Below are 16,317 nucleotides of genomic sequence, written 5' to 3' on the forward strand. Positions count from 1 at the left end.
ACGGCGGCGCGGGTGGTACCGGCGGCACCGGCCTCGTGCAGGCCGACGGCACGCCGCAGGCCGGTGGTGACGGCGGCCAGGGTCTGGTCATATCCGTCGCCGCCGTCGCCGAACCACAGGCCGCCGGCGCCGCCGTTGGGGTTGTCGGCGGTCCCGTCGATCCCGTTGCCGATGAGATAGGCCCCGGCGAGTTGGTTGATGGTGGTGTCGATCTGGATGCCCAGCGGGCTGGTGATCCAGGTCTGCATCTGGTCGTGCAGCACGGTGTAGAGGTCCAGTCCAAACACGTCGGAGGCCTCGAGCGGGTCCGAACCAGCGGCCAGGCCCGCGGCAGGCGCGAACAGTTCGACCAGCCAGTCCAGGTCGGCGTCGGCGTGCGCCGGTGGGGCGGGGGCAAGGGGGCTGAGCCCGAACGCCCCGCCGATGGTCCCGGCGGCGGCGAAGGCCCCGATCGCAGCGCGTGCCCCGCGCCGGCGAGTCGACCGCGGGTTACCTCGTCGGCTCATCGGCCCTACCTTGTCTCGAGGGCGAACCCCGCCCGACAGCCCACGCGCAGGTGCGTGATCAAGCCAAAGTACTACCTAAGCAGGCGCTTAACAACGGACAAGTGGTTTCCGTAGGAAGAAAGTCAGCCGGTTAAGTGGACGTCGCGGGAGTGAGCACCACGACCGGGATCGGCCGGGCGGTGCGTCGCTGGTAGGCCTCATAGCGATTGGCGTTGTTGGCGTTCACGAGCCGCCACAACCGGGCGTAGTCGGGGTCGTCGGGCAGCACCGGCCGCGCGGTGACGGCGAAGCGTTTGGGGCCGACGTTGATCTCGACGTCGGGGTGCGCCTTGAGGTTGTGGTACCAGCCGGGAGAGCGGGGAGCGCCGCCCAACGACGCGACGATCAGGTAGTCGTCCCCGTCGCGGGCGTAGGTCAGCGCGTTGGTGCGGGCCTGCCCGGTCTTGGCGCCGACGGTGTGCAGCAGCACGCTTGGCGGGAGGCCAGGGAACCGGTGGCCGATGCGCCCGCCGGTGCCTTGGTACAGCGTGTTGTGCAGGCGCAGCAGGCGCCCCCCGACCTGTCGTTCGACCCAGCTGGAAATGCCCATCGCTTCAGTCTGACTGCGCCGAGTCGGCGTCGGCCAGCGCTGCCCGCAGCAGCTCCCCGGTGCGCTCCCGGTCCGGGTCGCGCCGCACCACCATGCCCTTGGCGAAGGACAGCTTGTCGCCGTTGCGGCGCGGCACCACGTGCAAATGGATGTGGAACACGCTCTGAAAGGCCGCCCGGCCGTCGTTGATCACCAGGTTGTTGCCGTCGGCGTGCAGCCCGGAGTCGCGGGACGCCCGGGCGATCCGCTGACCGACCGCGAGCATGCCGGCCAGTGTCTCGGGCGGGGTGTCGGTCAGGTCCACGCTGTGCTGCTTGGGGATCACCAGCGTGTGGCCGCGGGTGAACGGCCGGATGTCGAGGAACGCCAGATAGTCGTCGTCTTCGAAAATCCGCACGGCCGGGGCGTCGCCGGCCACCACGGCGCAGAACACGCAGGACATTCCGCCACGGTAGCGGTTCAGCGCAGCGCCAAGGCCATCGCCTCGATCGCCCGATCCAGGATCGCCCGGGTGGTGCCGAAGTTCAGCCGGGCGAACCCCGGGCCGCCGCCGAACGGGATGCCCGGGCTCAGCGCCACCCGCGCGTGGCCCAGCAGGTAGTCGGCCGGTTCGACCGCCAACCCCAGCGCCCGGAAGTCCAGCCACGCCAGGTAGGTGGCCTGCGGGTGGCTGACCCGCAGCCCCGGCACCGCCTCGGGAAGGACACGGCTCAGGTGGTCGCGGTTGCTCCGCAGATAGACCAGCAGGCGGTCCAGCCAGTCGCCGCCGTCGGTGTAGGCGGCGATGTTGGCGCGGATGCCGACGGTGGAGGCGCCCATGGTGTGCATCATGTTGATCCCGTCCCAGGCGTCGGCGTCGCGCTGGTTGGACAGCATCACCTGGGCGCACATCAGGCCGGGCAGGTTCCAGCCCTTGGACGCCGACATCAGCGTGACGACGGTGTCGGCGGCGACGTCGGACACCGAGGCGGCCGCGACGTGGGGACGGTCGTAGACCAGCGGGGCGTGGATCTCGTCGGCGATCACCCGGGCGCCGTGGCGGGCGGCGATCTCCACGATCGCGCGCAGTTCCTCGGCGGTGAACGCGGTGCCCAGCGGATTGTTCGGGTTGCACAGGATCAACGACCCCGCGCCGGCGGCGAACGCCGCGTCCAGCGCATCCAGGTCGATCAGATAGCGCCCCGAGTCATCTTGGGTCATCGGGATTTCCACCCGCTGGCGGCCGGAGACCAGCAGCAGATCGAAGAACGGCATGTAGGCCGGCACCGGCAGCACCACCGGGCTCTCCGGGCGGGTGAGGAACGCGATGACCACCTCCATGCCCTTGAGCACGTCGGGCACCACCCGCACCCACTCCGGGCGGGCGGCCCAGCCGTAGCGCCGCTCGCACCAGCGTGCCGCCGCCACCGGCAGCGCATCGGACCCGAACGCCGGGTAGCCGAACTCCTCGGCGGCCACACAGGCGCGGATACCGTCCAGCACCGCCGGCGCGGTGGGGAAATCCATCTCGGCGATCCACAGCGGCAACACGTCCGGCTCGAAGTGGTTCCACTTGATCGTCCCGCGCGCGCGGAGTTGGTCGTCGGTCAGCGCATCGAAGACTTCAGCCACCCCGACAGTCTGCCGGGAGATACGTTTGCGGCGTGGCTGATCCCAAGATCGACGAACTGCTCGACGGGCTGGACGGCCCTGCGCGCGCCGAACGCGCCGAATTGATCGAATGGCTGCTAGGACAGGGCATCACCGCTGATCAGATTCGCGGGAACGTCTCGCCGATGCTGTTGGCGTCACGCCGGCTGGTCGGCGATGACGGCACCTACGTGTCGGCGCGCGAGATCAGTGAGTCGACCGGGGTGGACCTCGAGCAGTTGCAGCGGCTGTTGCGGGCGGTCGGGCTGCCCTGGGTCGACGATCCGGACGCCCCCGCGCTGATGCGTGCCGACGCCAGCATCGCCGTGCATGCCCGCCGCTTCATCGAGGCCGGTATCGACGCCGAACACGCCCTGCAGACGGCCCGCGTGCTGGCCGACGGGCTGTCGCACACCGCTGATTTCATGCGCTTCACGGTGTTGTCGGCGATCGGTGAGCCGGGCGTCACCGAGCTGCAGATCGCGCAGCGGTCGCGGGACCTGGTGGCGGCGCTGGCGCCGATGCTGGGCCCCTTCGTTCAGGACATGCTGATGCTGCAGCTGCGTCACCAGCTCGACATCGATGCCGTGACCGCCAGCGAGCGCATGGCGGGCGCGCCGCTGCCGGGGGCGCGGCAGGTCACCGTGGCGTTCGCCGACCTGGTCGGGTTCACCCGGCTCGGGGAGATGGTGCCGCCCGAGGAGCTGGTGCAGCTCGCCGAGCGTTTGGCGGTGCTGGGCCGTGAGATCGCCGTCCCGCCGGTGCGATTCATCAAGACCATCGGCGACGCGGTGATGTTCGTCAGCCCGGAGCCGGCGCCCATGGTCGATGCGGTGCTGAGGCTGATCGACGCCGCCGAGGCCGACGGCGAGCTACCGCGGCTGCGCGCCGGTATCGCCTCCGGGGAGGCGGTGAGCCGGGTCGGGGACTGGTTCGGCAGCCCGGTGAATCTGGCCAGTCGGGTGACCGGGGTGGCGCGTCCGGGTTCGGTGCTGGTCACCGGGCCGGTGCAGGCCGCGCTCGCCGACGACGACGCATTCCGCTGGTCGTTCGCGGGAGCGCGGCACCTCAAGGGCATCAAGGGTGAGGTGAGCGTCTTCCGGGTCCGGCGCTGCGGCGAAGACGCCGAGGGCTGACGGTCCAATGCCGACCGTGGCGAGGACTAACGGCCCTGTCGGGAGGCCCGCCCTCCGGGGAACCTGTGAGGTGAGGTGGAGGTGAGTCGTGGTGGGAACATTGGTGAAGTCCGAAGTAGTAGCCGAAGCGGTGCGGCTGGCATGCCGCGCGCCGTCGCTGCACAACAGCCAGCCCTGGCGGTGGGTGGCTGAGCCCGGCCGGCTGGACCTGTTCTTGGATCCCAACCGCGCGGTGCACGGCGATCAATCCGCGCGCGAGGCGCTGATCAGTTGCGGAGCGGTGCTCGATCACCTGCGGGTGGCGATGGACGTCGCCGGATGGACGGCCGAGGTGCAGCGATTCCCGGATCCGCAGCGACCCGAGCACCTCGCCTCGATCGGCTTCACCGCCTCCGACCGGGTCACCGATCTACAGCGCTACCGCGCCAACGCGATCCTGATGCGGCGCACCGATCGACTGCCGTTTCTGGAACCGAGCGCCTGGGCGCCCTTCGAGGCCGTGCTGCACAGCAGCGTCGAGGGGCCGGTGCGGCTGTGCGTGCTTCCCGACGACGTGCGTTCCCAACTCGCGGAGGCCTCCCAGGTCACCGAGGCGCTGAGACTCTATGACTCGTCGTACCACGCCGAACTCAGCTGGTGGACAGCGCCGTTCGAGGTCTCCGACGGAATCCCGCAGAGCGCGCTGGTTTCGGCCGCGGAGAGCGACCGGGTCGATATCGGGCGGAGTTTTCCGGTCACCAACAACCGGGAGCGGCGCATCGAGGTCGGCGACGACCACTCGAAGATCGTGCTGCTGTCCACCGAGACCGATGAGCCGGCCGATGCGCTGGCCTGCGGTGAGGCGCTCTCGACCGTGCTGCTGGAGTGCACCATGGCCGGTCTGGCCACCTGCCCGGTCACGCATCTGACGGAGGTACCGGCCAGCCGGGCGATGCTGGCCGGGCTGGCTGGCCGTGACGACCTGCCGCAAGTTCTGATCCGGGTCGGTGGCACGCCGGTGTTGGAGAAGGTTCCGGCGCCGACGCCGCGACGTCAGCTGGCCGATGTACTGCAGCTGAAATATTGACCGGCAGCACACAATAGGGCAGGCCCGGCTGACGTGGGGAGCGTCTTACACTTCCTGCGCGGCTGGCTTTCATCCACTGACCAGCTCTTCGGTTCGGTCATTTCCGGGCCTGCTTCGCGGTCGAATCTACGCCGGTGACCACCGGTCGGCAATGGCTGATCCGCAGCGGATTCTTCGGGGTTGTTGGTCACTGTATTCACTTGTGTCACTGTGGTTTTGCTTGTGGATGGTTTCGGCGGACTGTCGGGGGGCGTGGCTATGATTAGCACATGTGTTCGAACGGTCGCGAGGTGGTCGTCGGGGTCTTCGACGCGTTGGCCGCAGGACTGGATCGGGCGCTGGAGCTGGATTTCGAGGCGTTGACCCCGCGGGAGTGTGTGGCGATCCTGCGGCGCTGCGAAATGCTGCGTCGCCGGCTGCCGGCGGTGGAACACCCGCTGGTGAATCGGGTGGCCGCGGCGGATCCGGCCGAGGTGGGCGGCAAGGCTCGCTGGGTGCTCGCCGATGAACTACACCTGACTCGTGGTGAGGCCGGGCGGCGCATCACCGAGGCCGCCGAATTGGGGCCGCGGCGCAGCCTGACCGGTGAACCCCTCGACCCGGTGCGTCCCGCGGTCGCCGCCGCCCAACGAAAGGGGCAGATCGGCGCGGCGCATATCGCGGTGATCCGCTCGTTTTTCACCTACCTGCCCGACGATATCGACACCGACACCGTGGCGCGTGCCGAAGCGGAACTGGCCGAGCTGGCCGCGGGCTATCGGCCCGATCAACTGGCCACCCTGGCCCACCGCATGGCCGATCACCTGCACCCCGACGGCAACTACACCGACGAGGAACGCGCCAAACGCCGCAGCCTGGTGTTGGGCCCCCAGGACCGCGACGGCATGAGTGCCATCAAGGGCTATCTGGACCCGCAAGCGCGCGCCACCTTCGATGCGGTGCTGGCCCGCTGGGCGGCTCCGGGTATGTGCAATCCCGACGACCCGGTGCCGTGCATCGCCGGCACACCAAGCCAAGCCCAGATCGAGGCCGATGCGCGCAGCGCACCGCAGCGCAACCACGACGCCCTGACCGCGATGGGCCGTGCCCTGCTGGCCTCCGGGGACCTGGGCCAGCACAACGGGCTGCCGGCCACCATCATCGTCTCGACCACCCTGGCCGATCTGCAGGCCGGTACCGGCAAGGCCCACACCGGCGGGGGTACCTGGCTACCGATCCGCGATGTCGTGGCGATGGCCTCCCACGCCCATCACTACCTGCGGATCTATGACGGCGCCAAAGAACTCGCACTGTTGCACACCAAACGTCTGGCCTCACCGGGCCAGCGCATCGTGCTCTATGCCAAAGAACGGGGTTGTAGCCACCCGGGCTGTCCCATCGGCGGCTACTACTGCGAAGTCCACCACGACACCGACTACGCCAAAACCGGCCGCACCGACATCGACGACCTGAGCCTGCGCTGCGGCCCGCATCACCAACTGATCACCTCACACGGCTGGAAAACCCGCAAACGCCACGACGGCACCACCGAAACCCTGCCCCCACCCCACCTCGACCACGGCCGACCCCGCACCAACACCTACCACCACCGGAGAAAAACTCCTACGCGACCGCGAAGACGACGAAGATCCCTAACCCGAGGATCGCAAGGTCAATTGCCTTCGGCCATCGCCCAATACGCCCCCCGGCGGGCCAGCAGCTCGGTGTGGGTGCCCTGCTCGACGATCCGGCCGGCCTGCATCACCAGGATCAGGTCTGCGTCACGGATCGTCGAAAGACGGTGGGCGATGATGAAACTGGTGCGGTCCCGGCGTAATTCGCGTGTGGCCCGCTGGATCAACAGCTCGGTGCGGGTGTCCACCGAGCTGGTGGCCTCGTCGAGGATCAGCAGTTGCGGGCGGGCCAGGAACGCCCGGGCGATCGTGATCAGCTGCTTTTCTCCGGCGCTGATCCCCGCCCCGTCGTCGCTGACCCGGGTGGCGTAACCGTCCGGAAGCGCTTCGGCGAAGCGGTCGACGTGCGCGGCGCGGGCGGCCGCCAGCACCTCGTCTTCCGAGGCGTCGGGCCGCCCGTAGCGGATGTTGTCGGCGATCGTCCCGGTGAACAGCCAGGTGTCCTGCAACACCATCCCGATCGAGGAACGCAGCGTCGAGCGATCCACCGAGGTGATGTCGACGCCGTCGATCAGGATCTGCCCACGATCCACGTCGTAGAACCGCATCAGCAGGTTGACCAAGGTGGTCTTGCCCGCCCCGGTCGGCCCGACGATCGCCACCGTGCTGCCCGGCTCGACGGCCAGCGACAGATCCTCGATCACCGGAACCCCGGGCCGGTAGCCGAAACTGACATCGCGGAACTCGACTCGCCCGCGCAGCCCGGAACCGTTGAGCGACAGTGGCACCGCGGGGGCCGCCGGCTCCTCGGGCTCGTCGAGGAAGGCGAATACCCGCTCGGCGCTGGCCGCCCCGGACTGCAGCGTGTTGTACATAGCCGCGAGGTTGCCCAGCGGCTGGTTGAACTGGCGGACATAGGCGATGAACGCCTGGATGCTGCCCAGGGTGATCTGGCCGGTGGCCACCTGGAAACCGCCGATCACCGCGACCGCGACGTAGCCCAGGTTGGCGATCACTCCGGTCGCCGGTGCCACTAGACCGGAGAGGAACTGGGCGCCGAACCCGGCCCGGTACAGCTCGTCGTTGCACTCGTCGAAGCGCTGCTGCGCCCAGTCCCGGTGACCGAACGTGCGGACCAGGGTGAAGCCGCTGTAGGTCTCCTCCAGGTGGGCGTTGAGCCGTCCGGTGGCCGCCCACTGCGCGGCGAACAGTCGCTGCGAGCGCCGGGTGATCGCCCGTACCGCCAGCAGCGACACCGGCACGCCGAGCAGCGTGATCGCGGCCAGCAGCGGCGAGATGGACAGCATCATCGCCAGCACCACCAGCACGGTCAGCACCGAGGAGAACAGTTGGCTGATCGTCATCGACACCGACGTCGCGGTGTTGTCGACGTCGTTGGTGACCCGGCTCAACAGTTCGCCGCGGCGCTGGGTGTCGAAGTAGCGCAGCGGCAGCCGGTGCATCTTGTCCTCGACGTCGCGGCGCAGGGTGCGCAGGGTGCGCTGCAGGATCACGTTGAGCAGCCGTGCCTGGGTCCAGACCATCACCGCGGCAACCAGATACAAACTCATCGCCAGGGCCAGCGTGCGCGCGACCGCGGTGAAGTCGACGCCGGCGCCCGGCACCACATCCATCCCGGACAACATGTCGGCGTAGGTGCCCCGTCCCGCGGCGCGGGCGGCCTCGACGGCCTGCTGCTTGCTCATGCCCGACGGCAGGCCGCGGCCGATCACCCCGTTGAAAATCAGATCGGTGGCATGGCCGAGGATCCGCGGGCCGGCCACCCCGATCGCGATGCCGCCCAGCGACAATGCGATCACCGCGGCGATCAACCTGCGCTGCGGGCCCATCCGCCGCGCCAGCCGCATCGCGGTCGCCGAGAAGTCGATGGGCCGCGCGGTCGAATCCATCACCGGGGCCGTCACCGCAGCCCTCCGGCCAGTGATTGGGATTCGGCGAACTCGGCGTAGATGGGACACCCGGTCAGCAACTGCTGGTCGGTGCCGGCGCCGACCACCCGACCGTCATCGATGACGATCACCTGATCGGCCTGGGCGACCGTCGAGATCCGCTGCGCCACAATGATCACCGTCGCATCGGCGGCCACCTCGCGCAGTGCCGCCCGCACGGCGGCGTCGGTGCCGGTGTCCAGCGCGGAGAACGCGTCGTCGAACAGATAGATCGACGGCCGGCGGATCACGGCCCGGGCGATCGCCAGCCGTTGCCGCTGCCCACCGGACAGATTGATCCCGCCCTGGGCCACCGGCATCGCCAGCCCGTCGGGGTGCGCGGCGACGAAATCGTCGGCGGCGGCCACCCGCAACGCCTCCCACATCTGCTCGTCGCCGACCTGCGCGCCGGCCGGGGCGCCGTAGCGCAGGTTGTCGGCGACGGTCCCGGAGAACAGATAGCCGCGCTGCGGCACCAGCCCGATCCCCGACCACAGCTCTTCGGGGTCGCGGTCGCGCACGTCGACGCCGTCGATGAGCACCGCGCCCTCGGTCACGTCGCGCAGCCGGCAGATCAGCGACACCAGGGTGGACTTTCCCGACCCGGTGGAGCCGACCACCGCGGTGGTGGAGCCGGGCCGGGCGGTCAGCGACACGTCGTGCAGCACCGCCCGGTCGGCGCCGGGATAGGCGAAGCCGACCGCGGCCAGCCGGACCTCGCCGGTGCTGGACGACGGCGTCACCGGGTTCATCGGCGTGCTCAGCGCCGGCTCGGTGGACAGCACCTCGGTGATCCGCTCGGCGCACACCGCGGCGCGGGGCAGGATCGCCACCACCATGGTGGCCATCAGCACCGCCATCAGGATCTGCATGAAATAGGACAGGAACGCGATCAGTGATCCGACCTGCATCTGCCCGGCGTCGATGCGCAGCCCGCCGAACCAGATCAGCGCGACGCTGGAGGCGTTGATGATCAGCGTGGTGGCCGGCAGCATCAGCGCCTGCAGGTTGCCGACGGTCATGGAGGTGTCCGACAGGGCCAGGTTGGCGCGGGCGAACCGGTCCTGCTCATGGGCTTCGCGGGCGAAGGCGCGGATGACCCGGATCCCGGTGAGCTGATCGCGCAGCACCCGGTTGATGTTGTCGATCAGCATCTGCATCCGGCGGAACAACGGCAGCATCCGCACCACGATCGCGTAGTTGGCCCCCGCCAGCACCGGCACGGCCACCGCCAGCAGCCAGGACAGTCCGACGTCCTGGTGCAGCGCCATCAGCAGCCCGCCGATGCTCATGATCGGCGCGGCGACCAGCACGGTGGCGCCCAGCTGCACCACCAGCTGGATCTGGCGGACGTCGTTGGTGGTGCGGGTCAGCAGCGTCGGCGTGCCGAACCGGGTGGTCTCGCGCTCGGAGAAGCCGATCACCCGGGTGAACACCGCCCGGCGCAGGTCCCGGCCGAAGCCGGTCCCGGTGCGCGCGCCGTAGTAGACCGCCGCGACCGCGCACAGCACCTGCACTCCGGTGACGGCGAGCATCACCGCGCCCAGCCGGGTGATGACTCCCGTGTCGCCGCGCACCACCCCGTCGTCGATGATCGAGGCGTTAACGGTCGGCAGGTACAGCGAGGCCAGGGTGCTGATCAGCTGCAGGGTCATCACCGCCGCGACCGGCCACCGGTACGGCCTGAGGTAGCAGCGCAGCAGCGCCAGGAGCATGGGGTTACTGTCGCACACCGGGGCCGGCCGCACCTGCTGGTGAGGCTGCCGGGGCGACACAAACCGACTGGTCACCCGGTGTGTCGTGGTTGCCCGGCGGTGGTGCCGCTACAGTGCATCGTGTGCGGCTCAAACTGACGGTCCCGGCCCTGGCGGTCGCTACCGTGATTCCGATGCTCGCCGGGTGTTCCGACTCCGGCTCGACCGAAGCCCAGTCCGGCGAGTCCCCGGCGTCCAAGTCCGATCAGAGCACTCACGGGCCGTCCTTCCCGCAGTGCGGGGGCATCAGCGACGAGACCGTCACCAACCTGACCCGGGTGTCGGGGCTGGTCAACACCGCGCAGAACTCGGTGGGCTGCCAGTGGCTGGCCCGCGGCGGGATCATGGGCCCGCACTTCTCCTTCTCCTGGTACCGGGGCAGCCCGATCGGGCGTGAACGCAAGACCGAGGAGGTGTCGCGCACGTCGGTGGAGGACATCAACATCGACGGCCACAGCGGCTTCATCGCGATCGGCACCGCCCCGACCATGGGCGACAACCTGTGCGAGATCGGCATCCAGTTCAAGGACGACTTCATCGAGTGGTCGGTGAGTTTCGCCCAGAAGCCGTTCCCGGACCCGTGCGACGTCGCCAAAGAGCTGACCCGCCAGTCGATTGCGAACGCCAAATGAGCCGCCGGATTTTTGCCGCGCTCGCGCTGCTGGCCGTGCTGATCGCACCGACCGCCTGCTCGCGTGAGGTGGGCGGCACCGCGGTCAAGGCGGGCTCCGGCGATACTCAGCGCAACAACAACTCCGAGCGGCAGTACCCCAACCTGCTCAAGGAGTGCGAGGTGCTGACCACCGACATTCTGGCCAAGACGGTGGGGGCGGACCCGCTGGACATCCAGAGCACCTTCGTCGGCGCGATCTGCCGCTGGCAGGCGGCTAACCCGGCCGGGCTGATCGACATCACCCGGTTCTGGTTCGAGCAGGGCAGCCTGGACAACGAGCGCAAGGTCGCCGAGTTCCTGCAGTATCAGATCGAGAACAAGACGATCGTGGGCGTGCCGTCGATCGTGATGCGCCCCGCGGACCCGAACGGCTCGTGCGGAGTGGCCAGCGACGCCGCCGGCGTGGTCGGCTGGTGGGTCAACCCGCAGGCGCCCGGTATCGACGCGTGCGAGCAGGCGATCAAGCTGATGGAGCTCACGCTCGCGACGAACTCCTAGCGAGACCAGGGCCGTAGCCGAACGGTGTTCGCGCACCCGCGCACCCGCGAGGGGGGCGACCTCATGCCGATTCCAGGACAATTGGGCCTGCCGGTGGCTAGAGTCACCCTCTGGTAACTGTCAGATTCACTGTCGTTGTGCAGGTTTGACTCCCAAGGAGAGGGCAAGGATGATGCGTCACCGTCTTCTGGTCGCCGTTGTCGTGGGTGCAGCGACTGCCGGTGTGGCAGTCGCCCCCGTGGCCGTGGCCGACCCGCCCTACAAGAATTGCTCCGAAGCCCACGCGGATGGCCGCTACAACATCACCCAGGACGATCCCGCCTACTCGGCGAAACTCGACCGCGACGGTGACGGGCTCGCCTGCGAACCAAAGCGCTGAGCCCGGCCCCGAGCGCGCCGCAGCCTCGGGCGATCAGCGTGGCACGTGAAAGTCCACCAGGGCCGCCGTCCCGAGCTCCACGCCCGCCCAACCACCGCTCACGTGCAGCACCGCGATCCCCGACGTCGGGAACTTCGCTGAGATCTGCTGGGCAACAGCGGCATCGGTTCCCGGCGCGCCGGCCAGCCCGAGGGCGACGCTCGACATGGCCGGCTCATGGCCGATCACCAGCAGGGTGTGCACGTCGTCGCCGACGGTGTTGATCGTCGCGATCACGGTTCCCGGCGCCGCCTCGTAGAGGTCGTCGAGGTACCGGACCGGTGCGCTCACCCCGGTTTGCTCGAGGGTCTGCCGGGTGCGGGTGGCCGTCGAGCACAGCACCGCGTCGATCTCGGGGTCCCGGGCGCGCAGCCAGTCGCCGGCCAGCCCGGCCTCCCGGATTCCGCGCTTGGCCAGCGGGCGTTCATGGTCGAGGGCCCCGGGCGGATAGTCGGACTTGGCGTGCCGCAGCAGGATCAGGGTGCGGTGCTCGTTGCTCATTGGCCCAAGGGTAGGGCCGTCGGCGATCGCCGAAGTAGCGCATGCGATATCCGATTCGAACTCCTCTCACCCCCCGGTTGGCGTTACCGATGTGGCGCGTGTGACCTCCGTGGTCACGTCGTCATGCGCCGCCCGGACCTGCCGGGCAAGGTCCGCGGGCTTGTCGGTGACCGGCCATACACTCGCGATGCCCGGCTGACGGACCGGCGGAAAGGGACAGGACCGACATGCGATTCGTGCACACCGCCGATTGGCAGCTCGGCATGACCCGGCACTTCCTGGCCGGCGACGCCCAGCCGCGTTACTCGGCGGCCCGGCGCGACGCGGTGGCCGGGCTGGGGGCGCTGGCGAAGGAGACCGGTGCGGAGTTCGTCGTCGTCGCCGGGGACGTGTTCGAGGACAATCAATTAGCCCCCGAGGTCATCAGTTTGTCCCTGGAGGCCATGCGCACCATCGGAATCCCGGTCTACCTGCTACCCGGAAACCACGATCCGCTCGATGCCGCGTCGGTCTACACCAGCGCGTTGTTCACCGCAGAGTGCCCCGACAACGTCGTCGTGCTCGACACCGCCGGCGTGCATCGGGTGCGCCCCGGCCTGGAGATCGTCGCCGCGCCGTGGCGATCCAAACGGCCCACCACCGACCTGGCCAGCGCCGTGCTCGACGGCCTGCCCGCCGACGGCACCATCCGAGTCCTGGTTGCCCACGGCGGCGTCGACGCGCTGGACCCCGACCCGAACAACCCCGCGCTGATTCGGCTTGCGGCCCTGCAGGACGCCCTGGACCGCGGCGCGATCCACTATGTCGCCCTGGGGGACAAGCACTCCCGCACCCGAGTCGGGGAGACGGGCCGCATCTGGTATTCCGGTTCCCCGGAGCCCACCAACTTCGACGACATCGAATCCGACCCCGGCCACGTGCTGGTGGTCGACATCGACGAGACCGACGGCACCGTGAGCGTCGACTCCCGCCACGTCGGCCGGTGGCGTTTCCTGACCCTGCACCGCCAACTCGACACCGGCCGTGACGTCACCGACCTGGACATCAACCTCGACCAGCTGCCGGACAAGGAACGCACGGTCGTCCAGCTGGCCCTGACGGGTTCGCTCAGCGTCACCGACAGGGCTGCCCTCGATGTCTGCCTGGACCGTTATTCGCGGCTGTTCGCCTGGGTGGGCACCTGGAAACGTCATACCCACCTGGTGGTGGTTCCCGCCGACGGTGAATTCTCCGACCTGGGATTCGGCGGTTTCGCCGCGGACGCGGTCGAGGAACTGGTCGCCGCCGCGCGCGCGGACGACACCGGCGCCTCCGAAGACGCCCAAGCTGCGCTGGCGCTGCTGCTGCGCCTGGTCGATCGGGGGGTGGCATGAGGCTGCACCGGTTGGCGCTGACCAACTACCGCGGCGTGGCCCATCGGGAGATCGACTTCCCCGACCACGGCGTGGTGGTGGTGTGCGGCGCCAACGAGATCGGCAAGTCCTCGATGATCGAGGCGCTGGACCTGCTGCTGGAGTCCAAGGACCGCTCCGCCAAGAAGGACGTCAAACAGGTCAAGCCGACTCACGCTGACGTCGGCGCCGAGGTCACCGCGGAGATCAGCACCGGCCCTTACCGTTTCGTCTATCACAAACGCTTCCACAAGGCGCCCCGGACGCAACTGACCATTCTGGAGCCGCGCCGCGAGCAGCTCACCGGAGACGAGGCACACGACCGGGTCCGCGCGATGCTGGACGAGACCATGGACACCGGCCTGTGGGAGGCGCAACGGGTGCTGCAGGCGGCCTCGACCGCGGCGGTGGACCTGTCCGGGTGCGATGCGCTGTCCAGGGCGCTGGACGTCGCCGCCGGTGACACCGCCACCCTCAGCGGAACCGAGCCGCTGCTGATCGAGCGGATCGATGCCGAGTACGCGCGGTACTTCACCGCGACCGGACGCCCCACCGGGGAGTGGGCAAGCGCCATCGCCGCAGTGGCCGACGCCGACGCCGAGGTGGCGCGGTGCGCCGAGCTGCTCGCCGAAGTGGACGAGCGGGTGCAGCGGCACGCCGAGCTGTCCGAGCAGTTGGCGGCCTTGACCGAGGAGCAGGCCGCCGCGGATGCCCGGCACAGCGCGGCGCAGAAAGCCGGCGCCGCGATCGCCGAGCTGCGCAGCCGGCTTCGCGACGCGCAGTTGGTGGCCACTGGGGCCGAAGGCACCTGCGCCGCGACCGACAGCGTCCAGGCCCAGCGGCAGCGGCTGCGCGACGACCTCGAATCCCGCGCGGCCGCGATCGCCCTGCTGGACACCGAGATCGACGCCGCCGCGCAGGCGCAGGCCACCGCCGAGGCCGAGGCCACCGCGGCAGAGGCCGCCGCGGCCGGCGCCGCCCACAGGCTGGCCGCCGCCACCGAACGCGCCGTTTCGGCTCGTCGGGTCGTCGACCAACTCGCCGCCCGCGACGAGGCGGACCGGCTGGCCGCCCGGCTCGAGCGCCTCGATGACACCGAAGGCCAGCTCGCCCAGGTGGCGGCGGAGCTGGCGCAGATCGTGGTGACCGAGCCGATGCTGCGCCGGATCGAAGACGCGGTCGCGGCCTGCGACCGCAGCGAGGCGTCGCTGGCCGCGATCTCGGCGACGCTGGAGCTCACCGCGGTCGCCGACATCGATCTGGTGATCGCCGGCGAGCACACCCCGCTGTCCGCCGGTCAGAGCTGGTCGGCCACTGTCACCGACGGCCTTGAGGTCGGTTTGCCCGGCCTGCTCAGCGTGCGTGTCCGGCCCGGCGACAGCGCGCGGGCGGCCAGTGCCAAACATGCTGCGGCACAAGCCGAGCTGGCCGATGCCTTGGCGGCAGCGGGCGTGTCCGAACCTGCGCAGGCGCGTCACGCCGACCAGCGGCGCCGCGAACTAGAGGGCAGCCGCGACCAATTGAGCGCCGCGCTGGCCGCGTTGCGCGGCGACGACGACGTCGCTGAACTGCGTGCCCGGCTAGCGCGGCTGCGCGACGAGCACGGCGCGATCCCCGACGGGATCACCCCCGAACAGGCCCGCGCCGACCGTGACGCGGCCGAGGCGCTGCGGGTGCAGGCCGACACCGACTGCGAAGCCCTGCGCCGAACGGCCCAGGAGGCTGCCGCGCGTCGCACCGAGGCCGCCACCCGGTTGACGCTGCTGCGGGAAAAGGTGGCCGCGCAACGCGTTGAGCTGGAGTCGGTCAGTCAGCGTCTCGCCGACCAGCGGGCGGAGATCAGGGATGACGACCTGGCGGCCAGCGCTGCTGCCAACGCGCAGGCCGTGCGCACCGCGCAGCAGCGGGTGGCCGAGTTGACCGAACAGTTGGGCGCCGCGGCGCCCGATGCGGTCGACGCCGAACTCGTCGCGGCGCAGACCGCGGCGCAAGACCTGGGCGCCCGGCACGCCGAGACCGCCCGCGCGCTGCACGAGGTGGAGGTCGAACTCGCCGTCTTCGGCACCCAGGGCCGCCGGGGCCAGCTCGACGCCGCAGAGACGGCACGGGAACACGTTGCGGCCGAACATGATCGGATCGGGCGAAGGGCACGCGCCGCCGCGCTGCTGCGTTCCACGATGAACCGCCACCGAGACGACACCCGCCGCCGCTACGTCGAGCCGTTCCGCGCCGAGATCCAGCGGCTCGGCGCGAAGGTGTTCGGCGCCGATTTCGAAGTCGACGTCGACACCGATCTGAAGATCTGCGCGCGCACCCTCGACGGTCGCACCGTGCCCTATGAGTCACTTTCCGGGGGCGCCAAGGAACAGCTGGGCATCCTGACCCGGCTGGCCGGGGCGGCGCTGGTTGCCAAGGAGGACAGCGTCCCGGTGGTGATCGACGACGCGCTGGGCTTCACCGACCCCGACCGGCTGGAGAAGATGGGCGCGGTGTTCGACGCGGTCGGTTCGGACGGCCAGGTGATCGTGTTGACCTGCAGCCCGGACCGCTACCGCAGCGTCACCGACGCCCACCGCATCGACTTGAGCGCCTGA

14 protein-coding genes and 1 pseudogene are annotated in these 16,317 nt (G+C 69.8%); 8 read left to right on the plus strand and 7 right to left on the minus strand.

Annotated features, from left to right (window positions below):
* The 4 genes from BST28_RS25135 to BST28_RS16820 all read right to left on the minus strand — a co-directional run.
* Positions 1-506: PGRS repeat-containing protein (locus BST28_RS25135; RefSeq protein ID WP_337339092.1), on the minus strand; the 506-nt coding region annotated here is incomplete at its 3' end.
* A gap of 130 nt (positions 507-636) precedes the next feature.
* The gene (locus BST28_RS16810; protein WP_083081997.1) at positions 637-1,095 is read right to left on the minus strand and encodes a nitroreductase family deazaflavin-dependent oxidoreductase; all 459 of its coding nucleotides are present in this window, start codon (positions 1,093-1,095) and stop codon (positions 637-639) included.
* Between the two features lie 4 nt (positions 1,096-1,099).
* Entirely contained in the window at positions 1,100-1,537 is a 438-nt protein-coding gene (locus BST28_RS16815) for an HIT family protein (RefSeq protein ID WP_065288676.1), read from the minus strand.
* A 17-nt stretch (positions 1,538-1,554) separates the two neighbouring features.
* Complete coding sequence (locus tag BST28_RS16820) at positions 1,555-2,706, minus strand: MalY/PatB family protein (RefSeq protein WP_083081999.1); 1,152 nt, start codon at positions 2,704-2,706, stop codon at positions 1,555-1,557.
* A 32-nt stretch (positions 2,707-2,738) separates the two neighbouring features.
* Between BST28_RS16820 and BST28_RS16825 the strand changes: the two genes are divergently transcribed.
* The 3 genes and pseudogenes from BST28_RS16825 (at position 2,739) to BST28_RS16835 (ending at position 6,561) form a co-directional block, all read left to right on the plus strand.
* Entirely contained in the window at positions 2,739-3,860 is a 1,122-nt protein-coding gene (locus tag BST28_RS16825; RefSeq protein WP_083082001.1) for an adenylate/guanylate cyclase domain-containing protein, read from the plus strand.
* A gap of 88 nt (positions 3,861-3,948) precedes the next feature.
* Positions 3,949-4,926, plus strand: a complete 978-nt coding sequence (locus BST28_RS16830; protein ID WP_083082004.1) for an Acg family FMN-binding oxidoreductase — start codon at positions 3,949-3,951, stop codon at positions 4,924-4,926.
* Between the two features lie 269 nt (positions 4,927-5,195).
* Positions 5,196-6,561: pseudogene (locus tag BST28_RS16835) on the plus strand (HNH endonuclease signature motif containing protein).
* Positions 6,562-6,577: 16 nt separating this feature from the next.
* On the opposite strand, the gene BST28_RS16840 reads toward BST28_RS16835, so the two are convergent.
* Both BST28_RS16840 and BST28_RS16845 read right to left on the minus strand, forming a co-directional pair.
* The gene (locus BST28_RS16840) at positions 6,578-8,449 is read right to left on the minus strand and encodes an ABC transporter ATP-binding protein (protein ID WP_083082071.1); all 1,872 of its coding nucleotides are present in this window, start codon (positions 8,447-8,449) and stop codon (positions 6,578-6,580) included.
* Positions 8,450-8,460: 11 nt separating this feature from the next.
* Positions 8,461-10,203 (minus strand): ABC transporter ATP-binding protein, encoded by a 1,743-nt coding sequence (locus BST28_RS16845; protein WP_065288690.1) that lies wholly within the window; start codon positions 10,201-10,203, stop codon positions 8,461-8,463.
* 173 nt (positions 10,204-10,376) lie between these two features.
* Here BST28_RS16845 and BST28_RS16850 point away from each other — a divergent pair, with 173 nt between their 5' ends.
* The 3 genes from BST28_RS16850 to BST28_RS16860 all read left to right on the plus strand — a co-directional run bounded on the left by BST28_RS16850 (position 10,377) and on the right by BST28_RS16860 (position 11,792).
* The gene (locus BST28_RS16850) at positions 10,377-10,874 is read left to right on the plus strand and encodes a DUF3558 domain-containing protein (RefSeq protein WP_065288688.1); all 498 of its coding nucleotides are present in this window, start codon (positions 10,377-10,379) and stop codon (positions 10,872-10,874) included.
* Positions 10,871-11,413, plus strand: coding sequence for a DUF3558 domain-containing protein (locus BST28_RS16855; protein ID WP_065288673.1), 543 nt, complete (start codon positions 10,871-10,873; stop codon positions 11,411-11,413). Before BST28_RS16850 ends, BST28_RS16855 begins: the two co-directional genes overlap by 4 nt.
* 172 nt (positions 11,414-11,585) lie before the next feature.
* Positions 11,586-11,792, plus strand: coding sequence for an excalibur calcium-binding domain-containing protein (locus BST28_RS16860; protein ID WP_109560722.1), 207 nt, complete (start codon positions 11,586-11,588; stop codon positions 11,790-11,792).
* A gap of 33 nt (positions 11,793-11,825) precedes the next feature.
* On the opposite strand, the gene BST28_RS16865 is transcribed toward BST28_RS16860, so the two are convergent.
* A complete protein-coding gene (locus BST28_RS16865) occupies positions 11,826-12,332 on the minus strand; it encodes a SixA phosphatase family protein (RefSeq protein WP_083082012.1) in 507 nt (168 codons plus the stop codon).
* A gap of 227 nt (positions 12,333-12,559) precedes the next feature.
* Between BST28_RS16865 and BST28_RS16870 the strand changes: the two genes are divergently transcribed.
* Together BST28_RS16870 and BST28_RS16875 are read left to right on the plus strand one after the other, a co-directional pair.
* Positions 12,560-13,705: a metallophosphoesterase family protein gene (locus tag BST28_RS16870; protein ID WP_083082014.1), complete on the plus strand. Its 1,146-nt coding sequence runs from the start codon at positions 12,560-12,562 to the stop codon at positions 13,703-13,705.
* The gene (locus tag BST28_RS16875) at positions 13,702-16,317 is read left to right on the plus strand and encodes an AAA family ATPase (RefSeq protein ID WP_083082017.1); all 2,616 of its coding nucleotides are present in this window, start codon (positions 13,702-13,704) and stop codon (positions 16,315-16,317) included. Before BST28_RS16870 ends, BST28_RS16875 begins: the two co-directional genes overlap by 4 nt.

The sequence above is a fragment of the Mycolicibacter kumamotonensis genome (assembly GCF_002086285.1).
In the GTDB taxonomy this organism is placed as follows: Bacteria; Actinomycetota; Actinomycetes; order Mycobacteriales; family Mycobacteriaceae; genus Mycobacterium; species Mycobacterium kumamotonense.

Excerpts from the sequence above, each read along its gene's own strand:
- BST28_RS16840 (WP_083082071.1), bottom strand. The coding sequence starts at position 8,449 with ATGGATTCGACCGCGCGGCCCATCGACTTCTCGGCGACCGCGATGCGG.
- BST28_RS16815 (WP_065288676.1), bottom strand. The coding sequence starts at position 1,537 with ATGTCCTGCGTGTTCTGCGCCGTGGTGGCCGGCGACGCCCCGGCCGTG.
- BST28_RS16860 (WP_109560722.1), top strand. The coding sequence starts at position 11,586 with ATGCGTCACCGTCTTCTGGTCGCCGTTGTCGTGGGTGCAGCGACTGCC.
- BST28_RS16845 (WP_065288690.1), bottom strand. The coding sequence starts at position 10,203 with ATGCTCCTGGCGCTGCTGCGCTGCTACCTCAGGCCGTACCGGTGGCCG.
- BST28_RS16810 (WP_083081997.1), bottom strand. The coding sequence starts at position 1,095 with ATGGGCATTTCCAGCTGGGTCGAACGACAGGTCGGGGGGCGCCTGCTG.
- BST28_RS16875 (WP_083082017.1), top strand. The coding sequence starts at position 13,702 with ATGAGGCTGCACCGGTTGGCGCTGACCAACTACCGCGGCGTGGCCCAT.
- BST28_RS16870 (WP_083082014.1), top strand. The coding sequence starts at position 12,560 with ATGCGATTCGTGCACACCGCCGATTGGCAGCTCGGCATGACCCGGCAC.
- BST28_RS16850 (WP_065288688.1), top strand. The coding sequence starts at position 10,377 with ATGCTCGCCGGGTGTTCCGACTCCGGCTCGACCGAAGCCCAGTCCGGC.
- BST28_RS16855 (WP_065288673.1), top strand. The coding sequence starts at position 10,871 with ATGAGCCGCCGGATTTTTGCCGCGCTCGCGCTGCTGGCCGTGCTGATC.
- BST28_RS16865 (WP_083082012.1), bottom strand. The coding sequence starts at position 12,332 with ATGAGCAACGAGCACCGCACCCTGATCCTGCTGCGGCACGCCAAGTCC.